Genomic DNA, 13,732 nt, shown 5'->3' with positions numbered 1-13,732 from the left:
CGCTGGGCGCGGACGCTCGTTCTTCACTGTGGGGCGGTCGGTGCGCCGTTCCGGGTGAGCTGGTCGTAGGAGCACGAACCGATGGGCGAGGGGTACGCATGACCGACACCGGCCAGATCCCGGGCGAGGGGCTGCCGGAGAACGCAGGCATGGTGGAACAGCCGGGCGCCCCCGCGCACGGCGCGTACACCTACCTCTCCGAGACCACCGCCGAGGACGAAGACCTGTTGCTGCTGCCGGGCGCCCAGAGCGCCTGGGGCAACGAGGTGGCGCCGCCCACGCCGGAGCCGGTGGTCGAGGCGGTGCACGAGCCGGGCCCGCACGAGACCGGCGGCCGCGACAGCGGCTCGGTCGACCTCAGCGCCGTCCGCGTGCCCGGTCCCACCCCGCCCCAGGCGGCCCCGCGCCGCCCCCTGCACCTGGGCCCGCCCATCCCCGACGCCTCCGCCAGCCCGGTGCGCTCCCTCGCCGACCGCGGCCCCGCCGGCGCACCGGTACGCCAGCCCGCCCCACCCGCCTCCGGCCCCGAGTACCTCGACGTCCCCGCCCTGCGCGAGATGCCCCCCCAGGGCGCGGTTCCCTGGGGCGCCGCCCAGGTCGCTCCGGGGGTGACGACTGCGGAAACGGTTGTTCCGGTCCTGCACCGGCCCGAGCCGACGGGGGTGTACGGCGCGGAGGGCTCGTACGGTACGGAGGTCCCGCAGGTCCCCGGTGCGCCGGTGGCCGACGGGGTCGAACCGGTCGTCGTCGAACCGGTCGTCGGCGTGCCGTTCGTCGAGGCCGAGCAGGACGCGAGGGCCGTTCCCGTCTCCGGGAGCGACCAGGCGCCCGAGCCCGCTGTCGCCGTCGTACAGGCAGAGGCAGAGGCAGAGGCAGAGGCAGAGGCAGAGGCAGCGACAGCGGCAGAGGAGGCCGCGCAGGCGCCCGAGGCCGCGTACGCGGAGCAGGCGGAGGGCCACGGGACCGGCTTCGCCGACGTGGCACAGGCCGCCGAGGCGGACCCGTCCGACGCGGTTCACCTTGCTCAGACGGGCCCGGCCGACGAGGTGCAGGCCCCTCCTGCGGACGTCGCCGACACGGCGCCGGCGGCGGAGGCGTACCCCGCCGAGGCGGCCCAAGTCCCCGACGCGGTGCAGGGGTTCCACGCGGACTCCGTCGACGAGGCGCAGGTCGTCGAGGCGCCCGCCCCCGTGCCCGCTCCTGAGGCCGCGACGGAGCTGCCCGCCCCCGAGGCCGTGACCGAGGCGCCCGCCCCCGAGGCGTCCTTCCTTGAGGTGTCCGCTCTCGACGCGGTCCAGGTCGTCGACGTACCCGCGCCCGAGGCGGCCCCCGAGGCCCCGGCCCCGAGCGAGGCCCAGCTCCCCGAGCCCGTCCCTGCGGAAGCCGTCACCACCGAGGCGCCCGAGCCCGCCGCACCCGTGACCGTCCAGGCCGCTGAGCCCGCCGCACCCGTGACCCTCCAGGCCCCCGCGCCCGCCCCGGTGCCCGAGACGCCCGCCCCTGCGCCGGCCCTGGCCCCGATCCCGGCCCCGGAGGCCCCCCAGGCGTCCGACGCGGTCACCGAGGCCCTCGCGCCCACGGTCGCCCCGGACGCCGCCGAGGCGACTGACGTCACCGAGGTTGCGGAGGTCGCCGACGTCACCGTGGCCCCCGTCGAGCCCACGCCTGCACCCGTCGCTCCCGCAGAGCCGACGGCCCTCCAGCCCGAGCCCGAGCCCGACCTCGAGCCCGAGCAGATTCCGACCCCGCAGGAGCTGCCCGCCCAGGAGTTGCCCGCCCAGGAGCTGTCGGCTCCGGCGGAGCCGCCCGCGCCCCACCAGGCCCTACAGCCCACCCCTGACGAGGGCCGGCCCACCCCCGACGACCACCCGGCAGCCCCCGTCGCGTCTCCCGCGCCGCACTTCCCGGACGCCCCGGCACCGGTCCCGGCGCAGGCGGAGACTCTCCTCGCCGCGCCGCAACAGCCCGCGCCCGCCCCCGTCGACGTAGCTGCCGAGGCTTCCGCCGCCCCCCAGCCCGCCGTGGCCCCGGAGCAGCAGTCGGGACCGCAGACGGAACCTCAGCCGGCCCACCCCCTGGGCCAGTTCGTGCCGGTCGAAGGCATGGTGCCCACCACCCCGCACCTCGCCCCGACCCCGCCGCACCCGCTCGTCCTCCCCCCGGAGGGCCCGCAGGGAGCCCCCGAAGAGCTTCAGGAGGCCGACGCGGCCACCTCAGTCGCCACGGTCACGGTCCCCGCCCCCCGCGCGGCGGACCCCGCTCCCGCTCCGGCCGCCCCGGACACGGAGCCCCAGGCGGACATCGAGATCGACGCCGACCCCGACGTCGCACAGAGCCCGGAGGACCTGGAGACCAGGGCCGCCGACCAGGAAGAGAGCCCGGCCGCCGTGGAAGAGGTCCGAGAGTCCACCGGCCCCGCCGCGCCCGCGTACGACGACGCCGAGCGCGAGGCCGTACTGAAGGTCATGCGCGAGCGCCGTGACATCCGCAACGGCTTCCGCAGCGACCCGATCCCGCACGAGGTGCTGCTGCGCGTCCTGGAGGCCGCCCACACCGCGCCCTCCGTGGGCCACTCGCAGCCCTGGGACTTCGTCGTCATCCGCTCCGCCGACACCCGGCGCGCGATGCACGACCTGGCGATGCGCCAGCGCGACGCGTACGCCAAGTCGCTGCCCAAGGGCCGGGCGAAGCAGTTCAAGGAACTGAAGATCGAGGCCATCCTCGACACCCCGGTGAACATCGTCGTCACCGCCGACCCGACCCGCGGCGGCCGCCACACCCTGGGCCGGCACACCCAGCCGCAGATGGCGCCGTACTCCTCCGCGCTCGCCGTCGAGAACCTGTGGCTCGCCGCCCGCGCCGAAGGCCTCGGCGTCGGCTGGGTCAGCTTCTTCGACGAGCGGGAGATGGTCCGCGGGCTCGGCCTGCCCGAGCACCTCGAAGTGGTCGCCTACCTCTGCGTCGGCTACGTCGACGAGTTCCCGGACGAGCCCGAGCTGATGCAGGCCGGCTGGGCCAAGCGCCGCCCGCTGTCCTGGGTCGTCCACGAGGAGACGTACGGCCGTCGCGCACTGCCCGGCGAGGACCCGCACGATCTGCTCGCCGAGACGGTCGCCAGCGTCCGTCCGCTGGACGCCAAGGCGCTCGGCGAGGCCTGGGAGCGGCAGAAGCGGATGACGAAGCCGGCCGGCGCGCTCGGCATGCTGGAGATCATCTCCGCGCAGCTGTCCGGGCTGTCCCGGCAGTGCCCGCCGCCGATCCCGGAGCCCGCGGCCGTCGCGATCTTCGCCGGCGACCACGGCGTGCACGCCCAGGGGGTCACCCCCTGGCCGCAGGAGGTGACGGCCCAGATGGTCGCCAACTTCCTCGGCGGCGGCGCGGTCTGCAACGCCTTCGCGGCGCAGGTGGGCGCCGAGGTCTGCGTCGTCGACGTCGGCGTCGCGTCCGACCTGCCCGCGACCCCCGGGCTGCTGCCCCGCAAGATCCGCGCGGGCACGTCCGACATGACCACCGGCCCCGCGATGACCCGCGAGGAGGCCAAGCAGGCCATCGAGGTCGGCATCGAGACCGCCCGCGACCTGGTCGCGGCCGGCAACAAGGCGCTGCTCACCGGTGAGATGGGCATCGCGAACACCACGGCGTCCGCGGCCCTCATCTCGGTGTTCACCGGCGCCGACCCGGCCGAGGTCACCGGCCGCGGCACCGGCATCAACGACGAGACCCTCGCCCGCAAGACCGAGGTCGTCCGCCGTGCCATCGACTTCCACCAGCCGGACCCCGCCGACCCCATCGGCGTCCTCGCGGCGGTCGGCGGCTTCGAGCACGCGGCGATGGTCGGCCTGCTGCTGGGCGGCGCGTCCCTGCGCACGCCCGTGATCCTGGACGGCGTCAGCGCCGGCGCGGCCGCCCTGGTCGCCCGGGCGATCGCCCCCGAGGTCCTCGCGGCCTGCATCGCGGGCCACCGCAGCGCGGAGCCGGGCCATGTGGCCGCCCTGAACAAGCTGGGCCTGCGCCCCCTGGTCGACCTCGATCTCCGCCTCGGCGAGGGCACGGGCGCGCTCCTTGCCCTTCCGCTGGTCCAGAGCACGGCGCGGGCGATGCACGAGGTGGCGACGTTCGACTCGGCCGGAGTGACCGAGAAGTAACCCCGCCTCGAAACAGCCCCGCACCGCAGCAGCCCCGCACGGGGGTCGGCGGGCCCGCGCCCCTGCAGGCCCCCCGACCCCGCCGTACGCTGAACCCACCTCTAAAATCCGCACGTCAGGGCCGCTCCAGAGCCGCAGCGCCCACCCCTTGCCCGTTCGAGGAGCCGCACCTCATGGCCGAACACCCCGCCTACCCCGTAGGCCTCCGCCTCACCGGCCGCAGGGTCGTCGTCCTGGGCGGCGGCCAGGTGGCCCAGCGCCGCCTCCCCGCGCTCATCGCGGCCGGCGCCGACGTCCTCCTCGTGTCGCCCGAGGCGACCCCCTCGGTCGAGGCGATGGCGGACGCGGGCGAGATCACCTGGGCGAAGCGCCCCTACGCCGACGGCGACCTCGCCGACGCCTGGTACGCCCTGATCGCCACCAGGGACCCGGAAGCGAACGCCCGGGCCTCCGCGGAGGCGGAGGCGCACCGCGTCTGGTGCGTCCGCTCCGACGACGCCGACGCGGCGACCGCCTGGACCCCGGCGACCGGCCACAGCGAGGGCGTCACCGTCGCCGTGCTCACCACGGACGCGCGCGGCCGCGACCCCCGGCACACCGCCGCCATCCGCGACGCGGTCGTGGCGGGCCTGCGCGACGGCACCCTCGTCGCCCCGCACCACCGCACCCGCACCCCGGGCGTCGCCCTCGTCGGCGGCGGCCCCGGCGACCCCGACCTGATCACCGTGCGCGGCCGCCGCCTCCTCGCCGAGGCCGACGTCGTCATCGCCGACCGCCTCGGCCCCCGCGACCTCCTCGCCGAACTCCCGCCGCACGTCGAGGTGATCGACGCGGCGAAGATCCCGTACGGCCGTTACATGGCCCAGGAGGCCATCAACAACGCGCTGATCGAGCACGCCCGGCAGGGCAAGTCCGTGGTCCGGCTCAAGGGCGGCGACCCGTACGTCTTCGGGCGTGGCATGGAGGAGCTCCAGGCCCTCGCCGAGGCGGGCATCCCCTGCACGGTCGTCCCGGGCATCTCCAGCTCGATCTCGGTTCCCGGCGCGGCCGGCATCCCGGTCACCCACCGCGGGGTCGCGCACGAGTTCACGGTGGTCAGCGGCCATGTGGCCCCCGACGACGAGCGCTCCCTGGTCGACTGGCCGTCCCTGGCGAAGCTCACCGGCACGCTGGTGATCCTGATGGGCGTCGACAAGATCGGGAAGATCGCCGAGACGCTCGTCGCGCACGGCAAGCCGGCCGACACCCCGGTCGCCCTCGTCCAGGAGGGCACGACCGCCGCCCAGCGCCGCGTCGACGCCACCCTCGCCACGGTCGCCGAGACGGCCCGCGCGCAGGAGGTCAGGCCCCCGGCGGTCATCGTCGTCGGCGCGGTGGTCGCCGTCGGCCCGCAGACAGTGGCGTAACCCCGGGTAACACAACCCGTTCCCAGCCGTTGGCACCGCACCCAGGACAAGGCAGTATCACCTCTGTGGCCGATCTCATCACCGTTGAGGACCCCGACGACCCGCGCCTGCGCGACTACACCGGCCTGACCGACGTCGAGCTGCGCCGCAAACGCGAGCCCGCCGAGGGCCTGTTCATCGCCGAGGGCGAGAAGGTCATCCGCCGGGCCAAGGACGCCGGGTACGAGATGCGCTCGATGCTGCTCTCCGCCAAGTGGGTCGACGTCATGCGCGACGTCATCGACGAGCTCCCGGCCCCGGTCTACGCCGTCAGCCCGGAGCTCGCCGAACGCGTCACCGGCTATCACGTCCACCGCGGCGCGCTCGCCTCCATGCAGCGCAAGCCGCTCCCGACGGCCGCCGAACTCCTGCAGAGCGCGCGCCGGGTGGTGGTGATGGAGTCGGTGAACGACCACACCAACATCGGCGCGATCTTTCGCTCGGCCGCCGCCCTCGGCATGGACGCGGTCCTGCTCTCCCCGGACTGCGCCGACCCCCTCTACCGCCGCAGCGTCAAGGTCTCGATGGGCGCGGTCTTCTCCGTGCCGTACGCCCGTCTGGACACCTGGCCCAAGGGCCTGGACTCGGTCCGCGAGGCCGGCTTCACGCTGCTCGCCCTCACCCCGGACGAGAAGGCCAGCTCCCTCGACGAGACCGCCCCGCACACCATGGACCGGGTCGCCCTGATGCTCGGCGCGGAGGGCGACGGCCTCTCCACCCAGGCCCTGGTCGCCGCCGACGAATGGGTCCGCATCCCCATGTCCCACGGGGTCGACTCCCTCAACGTGGGCGCGGCGGCAGCGGTCGCCTTCTACGCGGTGGCCACCGGCCGCCCCACCCCGTAGAACGTCGGCCCGCCCGCCTGTCTCCCCAGTCTCCTACGACCGAGCGGGCCGGACAGGCCCCGCCCGTCAGTCCCCGAGCCCCGCCCCACGCTCCGGCACAGACACCTGCACCGACCGCGGCCCTTCATGCCGTACGACGTCGTGGTCGACGCCGAGTCCCCGGGCCGGCCCCTGGCAGCCCTGGACGATGCCGATGCCGAGGGCCACGAGCAACGTCACGACGACGAACACGAACAACCGCTGCCGCAGCAGCCGCGGATTGGCGGGCCGCCGCCCGGTTCCCGTGGTCCGCGGCCCCGGACGCCCGGCCCCGCTGCGGGGCGCCGGCCGGCCGCCGTTGCCGGGACGCGTGGTGCGTGCGGAGGGAGTCGGCCGGGCCCCGGACCGCGACGACGAGACGCTGCCGCCGCCGCTGCGGGGAGCGCTGCCCCCGCGTGAGGGAACACCGCCCCGCGAAGGGGCCCCGCCGCGCGAGGACGGCACCCCGCCCCGGGGCACGGGGGTGGCGCCGGGGCCGCCCGGTTGACGCAGGGTGCGCTCCGGATAACTGGGGTCGGCGAGCCGCCCGGTGGGCCGGTCCGCCTCGCCGGCCCGGGGCACGGGCGGCCGCGCGTCGGCCGTGCCCTGCGCCTCGCGGGCCGCGATCTCCTTCAGCCTCAGGGAGAGATCGAGGGTGCTGGGCCGTTCCTCGGGGTCCTTCGCGAGGCAGGCCCGGATCAGCGGGGCCAGCGCGTCGGGCACGCCGTGCAGCGCGGGCTCCTCGTGCACCACCCGGTACAGCATCACCTCGGAGCTGCCGTGCCCGAAGGGCGAGTCGGCCGTCGAGGCGTAGGCGAGGGTGGCGCCGAGCGAGAACACGTCGGTGGCCGGGGTGACCATCGCCCCCCGCACCTGCTCCGGCGCGAGGAAGCCGGGTGAGCCGACCGCCGTGCCGACGTGCGTCAGCGTCGAGGCCCCCGTCGCCCAGGCGATGCCGAAGTCGATGATCCGCGGCCCCTTGGGGGACAGCAGGATGTTGGACGGCTTGAGGTCCCGGTGCACGACCCCGGCCTCGTGGACGGCGACGAGCCCCTCCGACAGTGCGGCCCCGATCGACGCGAGCTCGGCCGCGCCGAGCGGCCCCTCGTCGTTGACCTTGTCGTGGAGGGAGGGCCCGGGAACGTACTGGGTGGCGAACCACGGCCGGTCGGCGTCCAGATCCGCGGCGACCAGCCGGGCGGTGCACCCGCCCCTGATCCGCCGGGCGGCCGACACCTCGCGAGCGAACCGCGAACGGAACTCCTGGTCCTCCGCCAGATCGGGCCGGATCACCTTCAGCGCGACCCGCTGCCCCTTCTTGTCGGAGCCCAGGTAGACGACGCCCATTCCGCCCGCGCCGAGCCGTCGGTGAAGCCTGAACGAGCCGACGACGCGCGGGTCCTCGCGCCTCAGGCGCATCATCGCCATGTTCATCCCCGCTGCCCGGTCCGTGTGACGTGGCACAGCTTACGTTTCCACGGCCGCTCGCGCGCAGAGGCCGCGCCCTCTCGTCCCGATCGATTGTCCGTGCACGGCGCACCAGGTGAAGGAGGGTCAGAGGCCCTGCGAACAGGCGTCCCTTGACGACCGCGCGACCTCAACCACCCTCAGTGGAAGGGCGATTGAACCAGCGAAGGGCGACCGGGCGGAGTCGGCCACGGACGCCGACGACCCGACGGGGACCCGGGAGGCGCTGGTCGCAGGGGCGGGCCACGGGGGCGTGGCAGCGGTGCGCCGAGGGGCGACGGAAGTGAGCGAAGTCACGCTTGAGGGCCCCCTTCCCCGGAAAAACCGGCCCGGACCGGGCGCCCCCTCCGGGAAGACCCCGAGACCTGGGACCTCGTCTCCACCCAGGGGAGTACTCCGCAGGTCATGGCTCATCCTCCGGGAGGCCCGGCAATCGGTACGAGGGCATGACGCCCGGGGAGCGCCACGCGCCTAGATTTGAGGTCAAGCGGCGGGTGCAGCACTCGTCCCCCGAGGTCAGACACCCGCCGCTGCCAACGACAACCGAATCGGTCAGGAGAGGGACCATGGCCTACACGGCACCGCGGGCACTGATCCGCACACAGGGACGCACCAGGCGAACCCGCCGTACGGGCCGCCGCCACCCCTTGGTGGCGACGCTCATGGCCCTTCCCCTGGCGGTCCTGCTCCTCGTCGTCTTCGACGGCTGGGAGACAGTGGCCACACAGGCGTCGTCCGTGGGAGTGATGCTGGGGCGCTGAGCGGCGACCCCAGGCCCGGAAGAGCGGTCCGGGCGGGGACATCCACCCATGAAACCCCGTGGGGACGGGGGTGCGGCGGACGGCAAAAAATGCCGGCGCAGCTGGGGAGCTGCGCCGGCATTGCCCTGCCCGCGAACGGTGGCCTCCGACACCGGGCGACCTCACCTGCGTACCCTCGCGGACAGACCCGTACGCCGTCGCTCAGGGAGCACCGTGACCGCCACCCCCCTGCTCGCCGAGCTCGCCTTCCGCGCCAGAGCGCAGGCTCATGCGCACGGCGTCGCGGCGGCCTGCTCCTGCGGCGCGGCCACCCTCGCCGACCGCCCCGACGCCACCGTCGTACGGCACGCGGACACCGTCGCCAAGGCCCACGCCCCGGACACCGACCCGGCCGAGCTCACCGCCCGCCTCACCGCCGCCGCCCGGGTCGCCGACGTCCTCCTGCCCCCGCGCACCCCGACCCCGGCCCGCCTCCACGGCCGGCTGGTGACCTTCTGGCCGTACGGCGTCCCGGTGGACCCGGACGATCCGGACGCCGCTCCCTGGGAGGCCGCGGGCACGCTGCTCGCCGCTCTGCACCGCGCCCCCGCCCCGCCCGGGCTCCCGCCCATGCGCGGCCCCGTCAAAGCAGCCCACGCCGTGGCCCGGCTGCGCGCTGCGGGCCCCCATCCCGTCGCCGCGTCCGTCCTGCGGGCCTGGAGCCTGCTGCCCGCCTGGGCCCGCGCCGAGGCGCCGATGCCCGGCGCAGCCGTCCTCTGCCACGGCGACCTGCACCTCGGTCAGCTCGTCCGTCACCCGGGCCCCGACGGGCCCTGGCGGCTGATCGACGTCGACGACCTCGGTGTGGGCGTTCCGGCCTGGGATCTCGCCCGCCCCGCCGCCTGGTACGCCTGCGGCCTCCTCCCGCCCGACGAGTGGACCCGCTTCCTGGCCGCCTACCGTGCGCGGGGCGGCCCGGCCGTTCCCGCGGACGGCGACCCCTGGCCCGCGCTCGACGTCCCGGCCCGCGCCCTCACGGTCCAGACCGCGGCCCGGGCCATGACCAAGGCGCTCGCACAGGACCGGCCGCTGGACGAGGTCGAGCAGTGCCTGGTCGACGCCTGTGTCCGTATGGGTTCCGTCCCCCCGCAGTTGGCGTCGAACTCCGCGAAGTAGGGTGCAACCGACCGCGGCCGGACAGTGTCTGTCCTGGCGATACGCGAAACAGGACCGACCGGCGAGGAGTTGGAGCCCAACCATGCAGTGTCCGAAGTGTCACGCCCCGATGCACACGTACAACCGAAACGGCGTCCAGATAGAGCAGTGCAGCAACTGCCGGGGAATCTTCCTCGACTACGGCGAGCTGGAGGCGCTGACCCGCGTGGAGTCGCAGTGGTCCCAGCCGGCGCCCCCGCCGCCCGGCGCCCCGCAGGCGTACCCGTCCGCCCCGGCCGCTCCCGCCTGGGGCGCCCCGCACGGCGGAGGTCACGGTGGCGGGCACTACGGCGGCCATGGCGGCCACCAACGCCACAAGAGCTTCGGACACATGCTGTTCTCCAGCTGAGCCCCTCCCCGCCCACGCAGAAGCCCCCGGCCGTACGAGACGGCCGGGGGCTTCTGCGAAGTGTGGACGATACTGGGATTGAACCAGTGACCTCTTCCGTGTCAGGGAAGCGCTCTCCCGCTGAGCTAATCGTCCGGGATGGTGCGGTGCTGCGTGCGCGATACTGGGATTGAACCAGTGACCTCTTCCGTGTCAGGGAAGCGCTCTCCCGCTGAGCTAATCGCGCGGGGACCCTTGCGGATCAAGGTCCTTGCGGACCAGTGGACGATACTGGGATTGAACCAGTGACCTCTTCCGTGTCAGGGAAGCGCTCTCCCGCTGAGCTAATCGTCCTTGGAGGTGGAGACGGGATTTGAACCCGTGTAGACGGCTTTGCAGGCCGTTGCCTCGCCTCTCGGCCACTCCACCAGGAGCGTAGGGACTCGGGAAGATCCCCTACTTCCTGCGAGCGGACGACCAGGTTCGAACTGGCGACCTCAACCTTGGCAAGGTTGCGCTCTACCAACTGAGCTACGTCCGCTTGTCGTTTCCGCTCGGCTTGCGCGTCGCGGCGACGTGTTGAACTCTAGCGGATTCCTCGGCCAGCACAAAAACGCGTTTGTGCAGCGTGCTGCCCTGTGTCCCACTGAGGGCCAGCTCAGAGGCGTGCGCGGACTCACCCGGGCAGGCCGTAAGAAGCCCGCCATAGACTCGACATCGTGCTCGACCTCCCGCCTCTCGCCCGCTTCGGCGCCCGCGTCGCCACCGGCCTCCTCGATGTCACCGACGACCCCGCGGCCCTCGAATCCACCGGTTTCTGGGCCGTGTCCGCCGACTTCGAGGGCCGTCTGACCTGCGCCCGCTTCGCGGACGTACGCGAGGAGCCCGTACCCGCCCCGGCGCCGGGCCGATGGAGGGGGCCCGCCGTCGGTGACTGGACGTCGTCGCTCGATCGCGCCGCGTACACGGCGGGCGTACGTCGGATACGCGAGCACATCGCGGCCGGCGAGGTCTATCAGGCCAATCTCTGCCGCGTGCTGGAGGCCCCCGTCGCGCCCGACGCCGACGTGGACGCCCTCACCGCCCTGCTGGCCCGCGGCAACCCGGCACCGTATGCAGGAACGATTCGTCTCCCGGGGTGCGGCGTCGAGATCGCCACCGCGTCCCCCGAGCTCTTCCTGCGCCGGGACGGTCGCAACGTCGAGTCCGGGCCCATCAAGGGCACCGGACGCACCGAGGCCGACCTCCTCGACAAGGACTACGCCGAGAACGTGATGATCGTGGACCTGGTCCGCAACGACATCGGACGGGTCTGCGCCACCGGCACTGTCACCGTCCCCGACCTGTGCGCCGTCGAGAAGCACCCGGGCCTGGTCCATCTCGTCTCGACGGTCGGGGGACAACTGCGCGAGGACGCCGGCTGGCCCGAGCTGCTCGCCGCAGCCTTCCCGCCCGGCTCGGTCACCGGCGCCCCCAAGTCCAGCGCCCTGCGGATCATCGACGCCCTGGAGACCTCCCCCCGGGGCCCGTACTGCGGCGGCGTCGGCTGGGTCGACGCCGACCGCGGCGCGGGCGAGCTGGCCGTCGGCATCCGCACCTTCTGGATCGACCGGTCCGCCGACGCCCCCCTCCTGCGCTTCGGCACGGGCGCCGGCATCACCTGGGGCTCCGACCCCGAGGCGGAGTGGCGGGAGACCGAGCTGAAAGCGTCCCGACTGCTCGCGGTAGCGTCGGGGACGTACCAAGCAAGGGAACACGAGGGAGAGCGACAGTCGTGAAGATCTGGCTCGACGGTGGGTTGCAGGACATCGAATCCGCCCGCGTCTCCGTCCTCGACCACGGGCTGACCGTGGGCGACGGCATCTTCGAGACGGTCAAGGCGGTGGACGGCGGCACGTTCGCCCTCACCCGACATCTCGACCGGCTCACCCGCTCCGCGCGCGGCCTCGGCCTGCCCGACCCCGACCACGAGGAGATCCGCCGCGCCTGCGCCGCCGTCCTCGAGGCCAACCCCATGCCGCTGGGCCGACTGCGCATCACCTACACCGGCGGGCACGGCCCCCTCGGCTCCGACCGCGGCGAGCACGGCCCGACCCTCGTGGTCGCCCTCGGCGACACCACCCGCCGGCCCGACTCCACCGCCGTGATCACCGTCCCCTGGACCCGCAACGAACGCGGCGCGCTCACCGGCCTGAAGACCACCTCGTACGCCGAGAACGTCGTCGCCCTGGCCCGCGCCCACCAGCACGACGCCTCCGAAGCCCTGTTCGCGAACACGGTCGGGCAGCTCTGCGAGGGCACCGGTTCGAACGTCTTCGTCGTCCTGGACGGCGAGATCCACACCCCGCCCCTCGCCTCCGGCTGCCTCGCGGGCATCACCCGCGAGCTGGCCGTCGAGTGGACCGGGGCCAAGGAGACCGATCTGCCGCTGGACGTGCTGGAGCGGGCCGAGGAGGTCTTCCTCACCTCCACCCTGCGGGACGTGCAGGCCGTGCACCGCGTCGACGCCCGCGAACTGCCGGGCGCACCGGGGCCGGTGACCGCCAAGGCGATGCGCGTCTTCGCCGAGCGGGCGGGCGACGACCTGGACCCGTAAGGGGTGCACGAGGCGCGACTGCCGGGAAATCGGGCTGACTTCGGCCCGTGACGACGGGTAGAAACCCCCTGATGACCACGACCCTGCGGCCGACCGAGCCGCTCCAGCGCACGAGCGGCGGGGCGCTGTCCCGTCACTTCCGGGTGTGTGTGAACAGCCGTCCCGTCGGAGCGATAAAGCTCTCCACCCACCCCGACTTCGGGCCCGCCGTCGCTCGCGTCGACGACCTGCGCATCGAGGAACCGGACCGCGGGCGGGGCCGGGGCGCGGTGGCCGCGCTCGCCGCCGAGGAGGTGGCCCGCAGCTGGGGCTGCCGCACGATGGAGATCAGGGTTCCCGTAGACGCCGGGACCGCCCTGCGTCTCGCCACGGCCCTCGGCTACCTCCACCGCAACCGCGCCATGGAGAAGCTCCTCGGCACGGTCCCGCCCGAACTGCCCCCGGGCACCTCGGGCCGACCGCTGTCCGAGGCCGAGTACGGGCCCTGGCGACAGCACGGCATCGAGGAGTACGCCCAGAGCTGGATCAGCCGCGGCACTGCCGAGACCGAGGCCCGCGCCAAGGCCGAGGCGGACACCGAACGCCTCCTGCCGCAGGGCCCCGCGACGAAGAACATGCTGATCAGCGTCCTGGAGCACGAGGGAACCCGGGTCGGCGCGCTGTGGCTGGGCCTCGACAAGGAGCGGGCGTACGTCTACGACGTCGAGGCCGACGAGGCCTTCCGCGGCCAGGGCCACGGCCGCTCCCTGATGCTGCTGGCCGAGGCTCAGGCCATCGACGCGGGCACGCGGTTCATCGGCCTCAACGTCTTCGCGGGCAACACCCCGGCCGAGCGGCTCTACGACTCGCTGGGATACGTGCCGGTGAGCTACGCGATGTACAAGAGCCTGCTCTGAGCCCGTAGGGGACCGCCCGGGCCGGTCTCGGCCCGTC

At 74.0% G+C, this 13,732-nt stretch carries 10 protein-coding genes and 5 tRNA genes; 9 read left to right on the top strand and 6 right to left on the bottom strand.

Annotated elements, in window-relative coordinates; genetic code table 11:
• Positions 1–98: 98 nt before the first annotated feature.
• From cobT to OG562_RS06810, 3 genes are all read left to right on the top strand, one after another.
• Positions 99–4,145, top strand: coding sequence for a nicotinate-nucleotide--dimethylbenzimidazole phosphoribosyltransferase (gene cobT / locus OG562_RS06820; RefSeq protein ID WP_266394787.1), 4,047 nt, complete (start codon positions 99–101; stop codon positions 4,143–4,145).
• A 173-nt stretch (positions 4,146–4,318) separates the two neighbouring features.
• Positions 4,319–5,551: a uroporphyrinogen-III C-methyltransferase gene (gene cobA / locus OG562_RS06815; RefSeq protein ID WP_266394786.1), complete on the top strand. Its 1,233-nt coding sequence runs from the start codon at positions 4,319–4,321 to the stop codon at positions 5,549–5,551.
• Positions 5,552–5,616: 65 nt separating this feature from the next.
• On the top strand, positions 5,617–6,435 hold the full coding sequence (locus OG562_RS06810; RefSeq protein ID WP_266394784.1) for an RNA methyltransferase: 819 nt from the start codon (positions 5,617–5,619) through the stop codon (positions 6,433–6,435).
• 66 nt (positions 6,436–6,501) lie between these two features.
• Here the strand turns inward: OG562_RS06810 and OG562_RS06805 are convergent, their stop codons facing one another.
• A complete protein-coding gene (locus OG562_RS06805; RefSeq protein WP_266409074.1) occupies positions 6,502–7,887 on the bottom strand; it encodes a serine/threonine-protein kinase in 1,386 nt (461 codons plus the stop codon).
• Between the two features lie 599 nt (positions 7,888–8,486).
• Here OG562_RS06805 and OG562_RS06800 point away from each other — a divergent pair.
• The 3 genes from OG562_RS06800 to OG562_RS06790 all read left to right on the top strand — a co-directional run bounded on the left by OG562_RS06800 (position 8,487) and on the right by OG562_RS06790 (position 10,224).
• Positions 8,487–8,681, top strand: a complete 195-nt coding sequence (locus OG562_RS06800) for a hypothetical protein (protein ID WP_266394782.1) — start codon at positions 8,487–8,489, stop codon at positions 8,679–8,681.
• 213 nt (positions 8,682–8,894) lie between these two features.
• Positions 8,895–9,836 carry a phosphotransferase family protein gene (locus tag OG562_RS06795; RefSeq protein WP_266394781.1) on the top strand — a complete coding sequence of 314 codons (942 nt, stop codon included), beginning with the start codon at positions 8,895–8,897 and terminating at the stop codon, positions 9,834–9,836.
• 82 nt (positions 9,837–9,918) lie between these two features.
• Positions 9,919–10,224 (top strand): zf-TFIIB domain-containing protein, encoded by a 306-nt coding sequence (locus OG562_RS06790; protein WP_266394779.1) that lies wholly within the window; start codon positions 9,919–9,921, stop codon positions 10,222–10,224.
• A 63-nt stretch (positions 10,225–10,287) separates the two neighbouring features.
• On the opposite strand, the gene OG562_RS06785 is transcribed toward OG562_RS06790, so the two are convergent.
• The 5 genes from OG562_RS06785 to OG562_RS06765 form a co-directional block, all read right to left on the bottom strand.
• Positions 10,288–10,359: transfer RNA gene (locus OG562_RS06785), tRNA-Val, on the bottom strand.
• Between the two features lie 19 nt (positions 10,360–10,378).
• A tRNA-Val gene (locus tag OG562_RS06780) sits at positions 10,379–10,450 on the bottom strand.
• Positions 10,451–10,485: 35 nt separating this feature from the next.
• A tRNA-Val gene (locus tag OG562_RS06775) sits at positions 10,486–10,557 on the bottom strand.
• Between the two features lies 1 nt (position 10,558).
• Positions 10,559–10,632 (bottom strand) — tRNA-Cys (locus OG562_RS06770).
• Between the two features lie 39 nt (positions 10,633–10,671).
• Positions 10,672–10,744: transfer RNA gene (locus tag OG562_RS06765), tRNA-Gly, on the bottom strand.
• Between the two features lie 178 nt (positions 10,745–10,922).
• Here OG562_RS06765 and OG562_RS06760 point away from each other — a divergent pair.
• The 3 genes from OG562_RS06760 (at position 10,923) to OG562_RS06750 (ending at position 13,695) form a co-directional block, all read left to right on the top strand.
• Positions 10,923–11,981: a chorismate-binding protein gene (locus OG562_RS06760; protein ID WP_266394777.1), complete on the top strand. Its 1,059-nt coding sequence runs from the start codon at positions 10,923–10,925 to the stop codon at positions 11,979–11,981.
• Positions 11,978–12,799, top strand: a complete 822-nt coding sequence (locus OG562_RS06755) for an aminotransferase class IV (protein WP_266394776.1) — start codon at positions 11,978–11,980, stop codon at positions 12,797–12,799. Before OG562_RS06760 ends, OG562_RS06755 begins: the two co-directional genes overlap by 4 nt.
• A gap of 71 nt (positions 12,800–12,870) precedes the next feature.
• A complete protein-coding gene (locus OG562_RS06750; RefSeq protein WP_266394775.1) occupies positions 12,871–13,695 on the top strand; it encodes an N-acetyltransferase in 825 nt (274 codons plus the stop codon).
• Positions 13,696–13,732: the final 37 nt, after the last annotated feature.

It is taken from the genome of Streptomyces sp. NBC_01275, assembly GCF_026340655.1.
Taxonomy (GTDB): domain Bacteria; phylum Actinomycetota; class Actinomycetes; order Streptomycetales; family Streptomycetaceae; genus Streptomyces.
This window is presented reverse-complemented; position numbering and strand designations above follow the sequence as displayed.

Bases quoted from the DNA above. Each gene is read 5' to 3' on its own strand.
- cobT (WP_266394787.1), top strand. From the start codon at position 99: ATGACCGACACCGGCCAGATCCCGGGCGAGGGGCTGCCGGAGAACGCA.
- cobA (WP_266394786.1), top strand. From the start codon at position 4,319: ATGGCCGAACACCCCGCCTACCCCGTAGGCCTCCGCCTCACCGGCCGC.
- OG562_RS06805 (WP_266409074.1), bottom strand. From the start codon at position 7,887: ATGAACATGGCGATGATGCGCCTGAGGCGCGAGGACCCGCGCGTCGTC.
- OG562_RS06800 (WP_266394782.1), top strand. From the start codon at position 8,487: ATGGCCTACACGGCACCGCGGGCACTGATCCGCACACAGGGACGCACC.
- OG562_RS06790 (WP_266394779.1), top strand. From the start codon at position 9,919: ATGCAGTGTCCGAAGTGTCACGCCCCGATGCACACGTACAACCGAAAC.
- OG562_RS06750 (WP_266394775.1), top strand. From the start codon at position 12,871: ATGACCACGACCCTGCGGCCGACCGAGCCGCTCCAGCGCACGAGCGGC.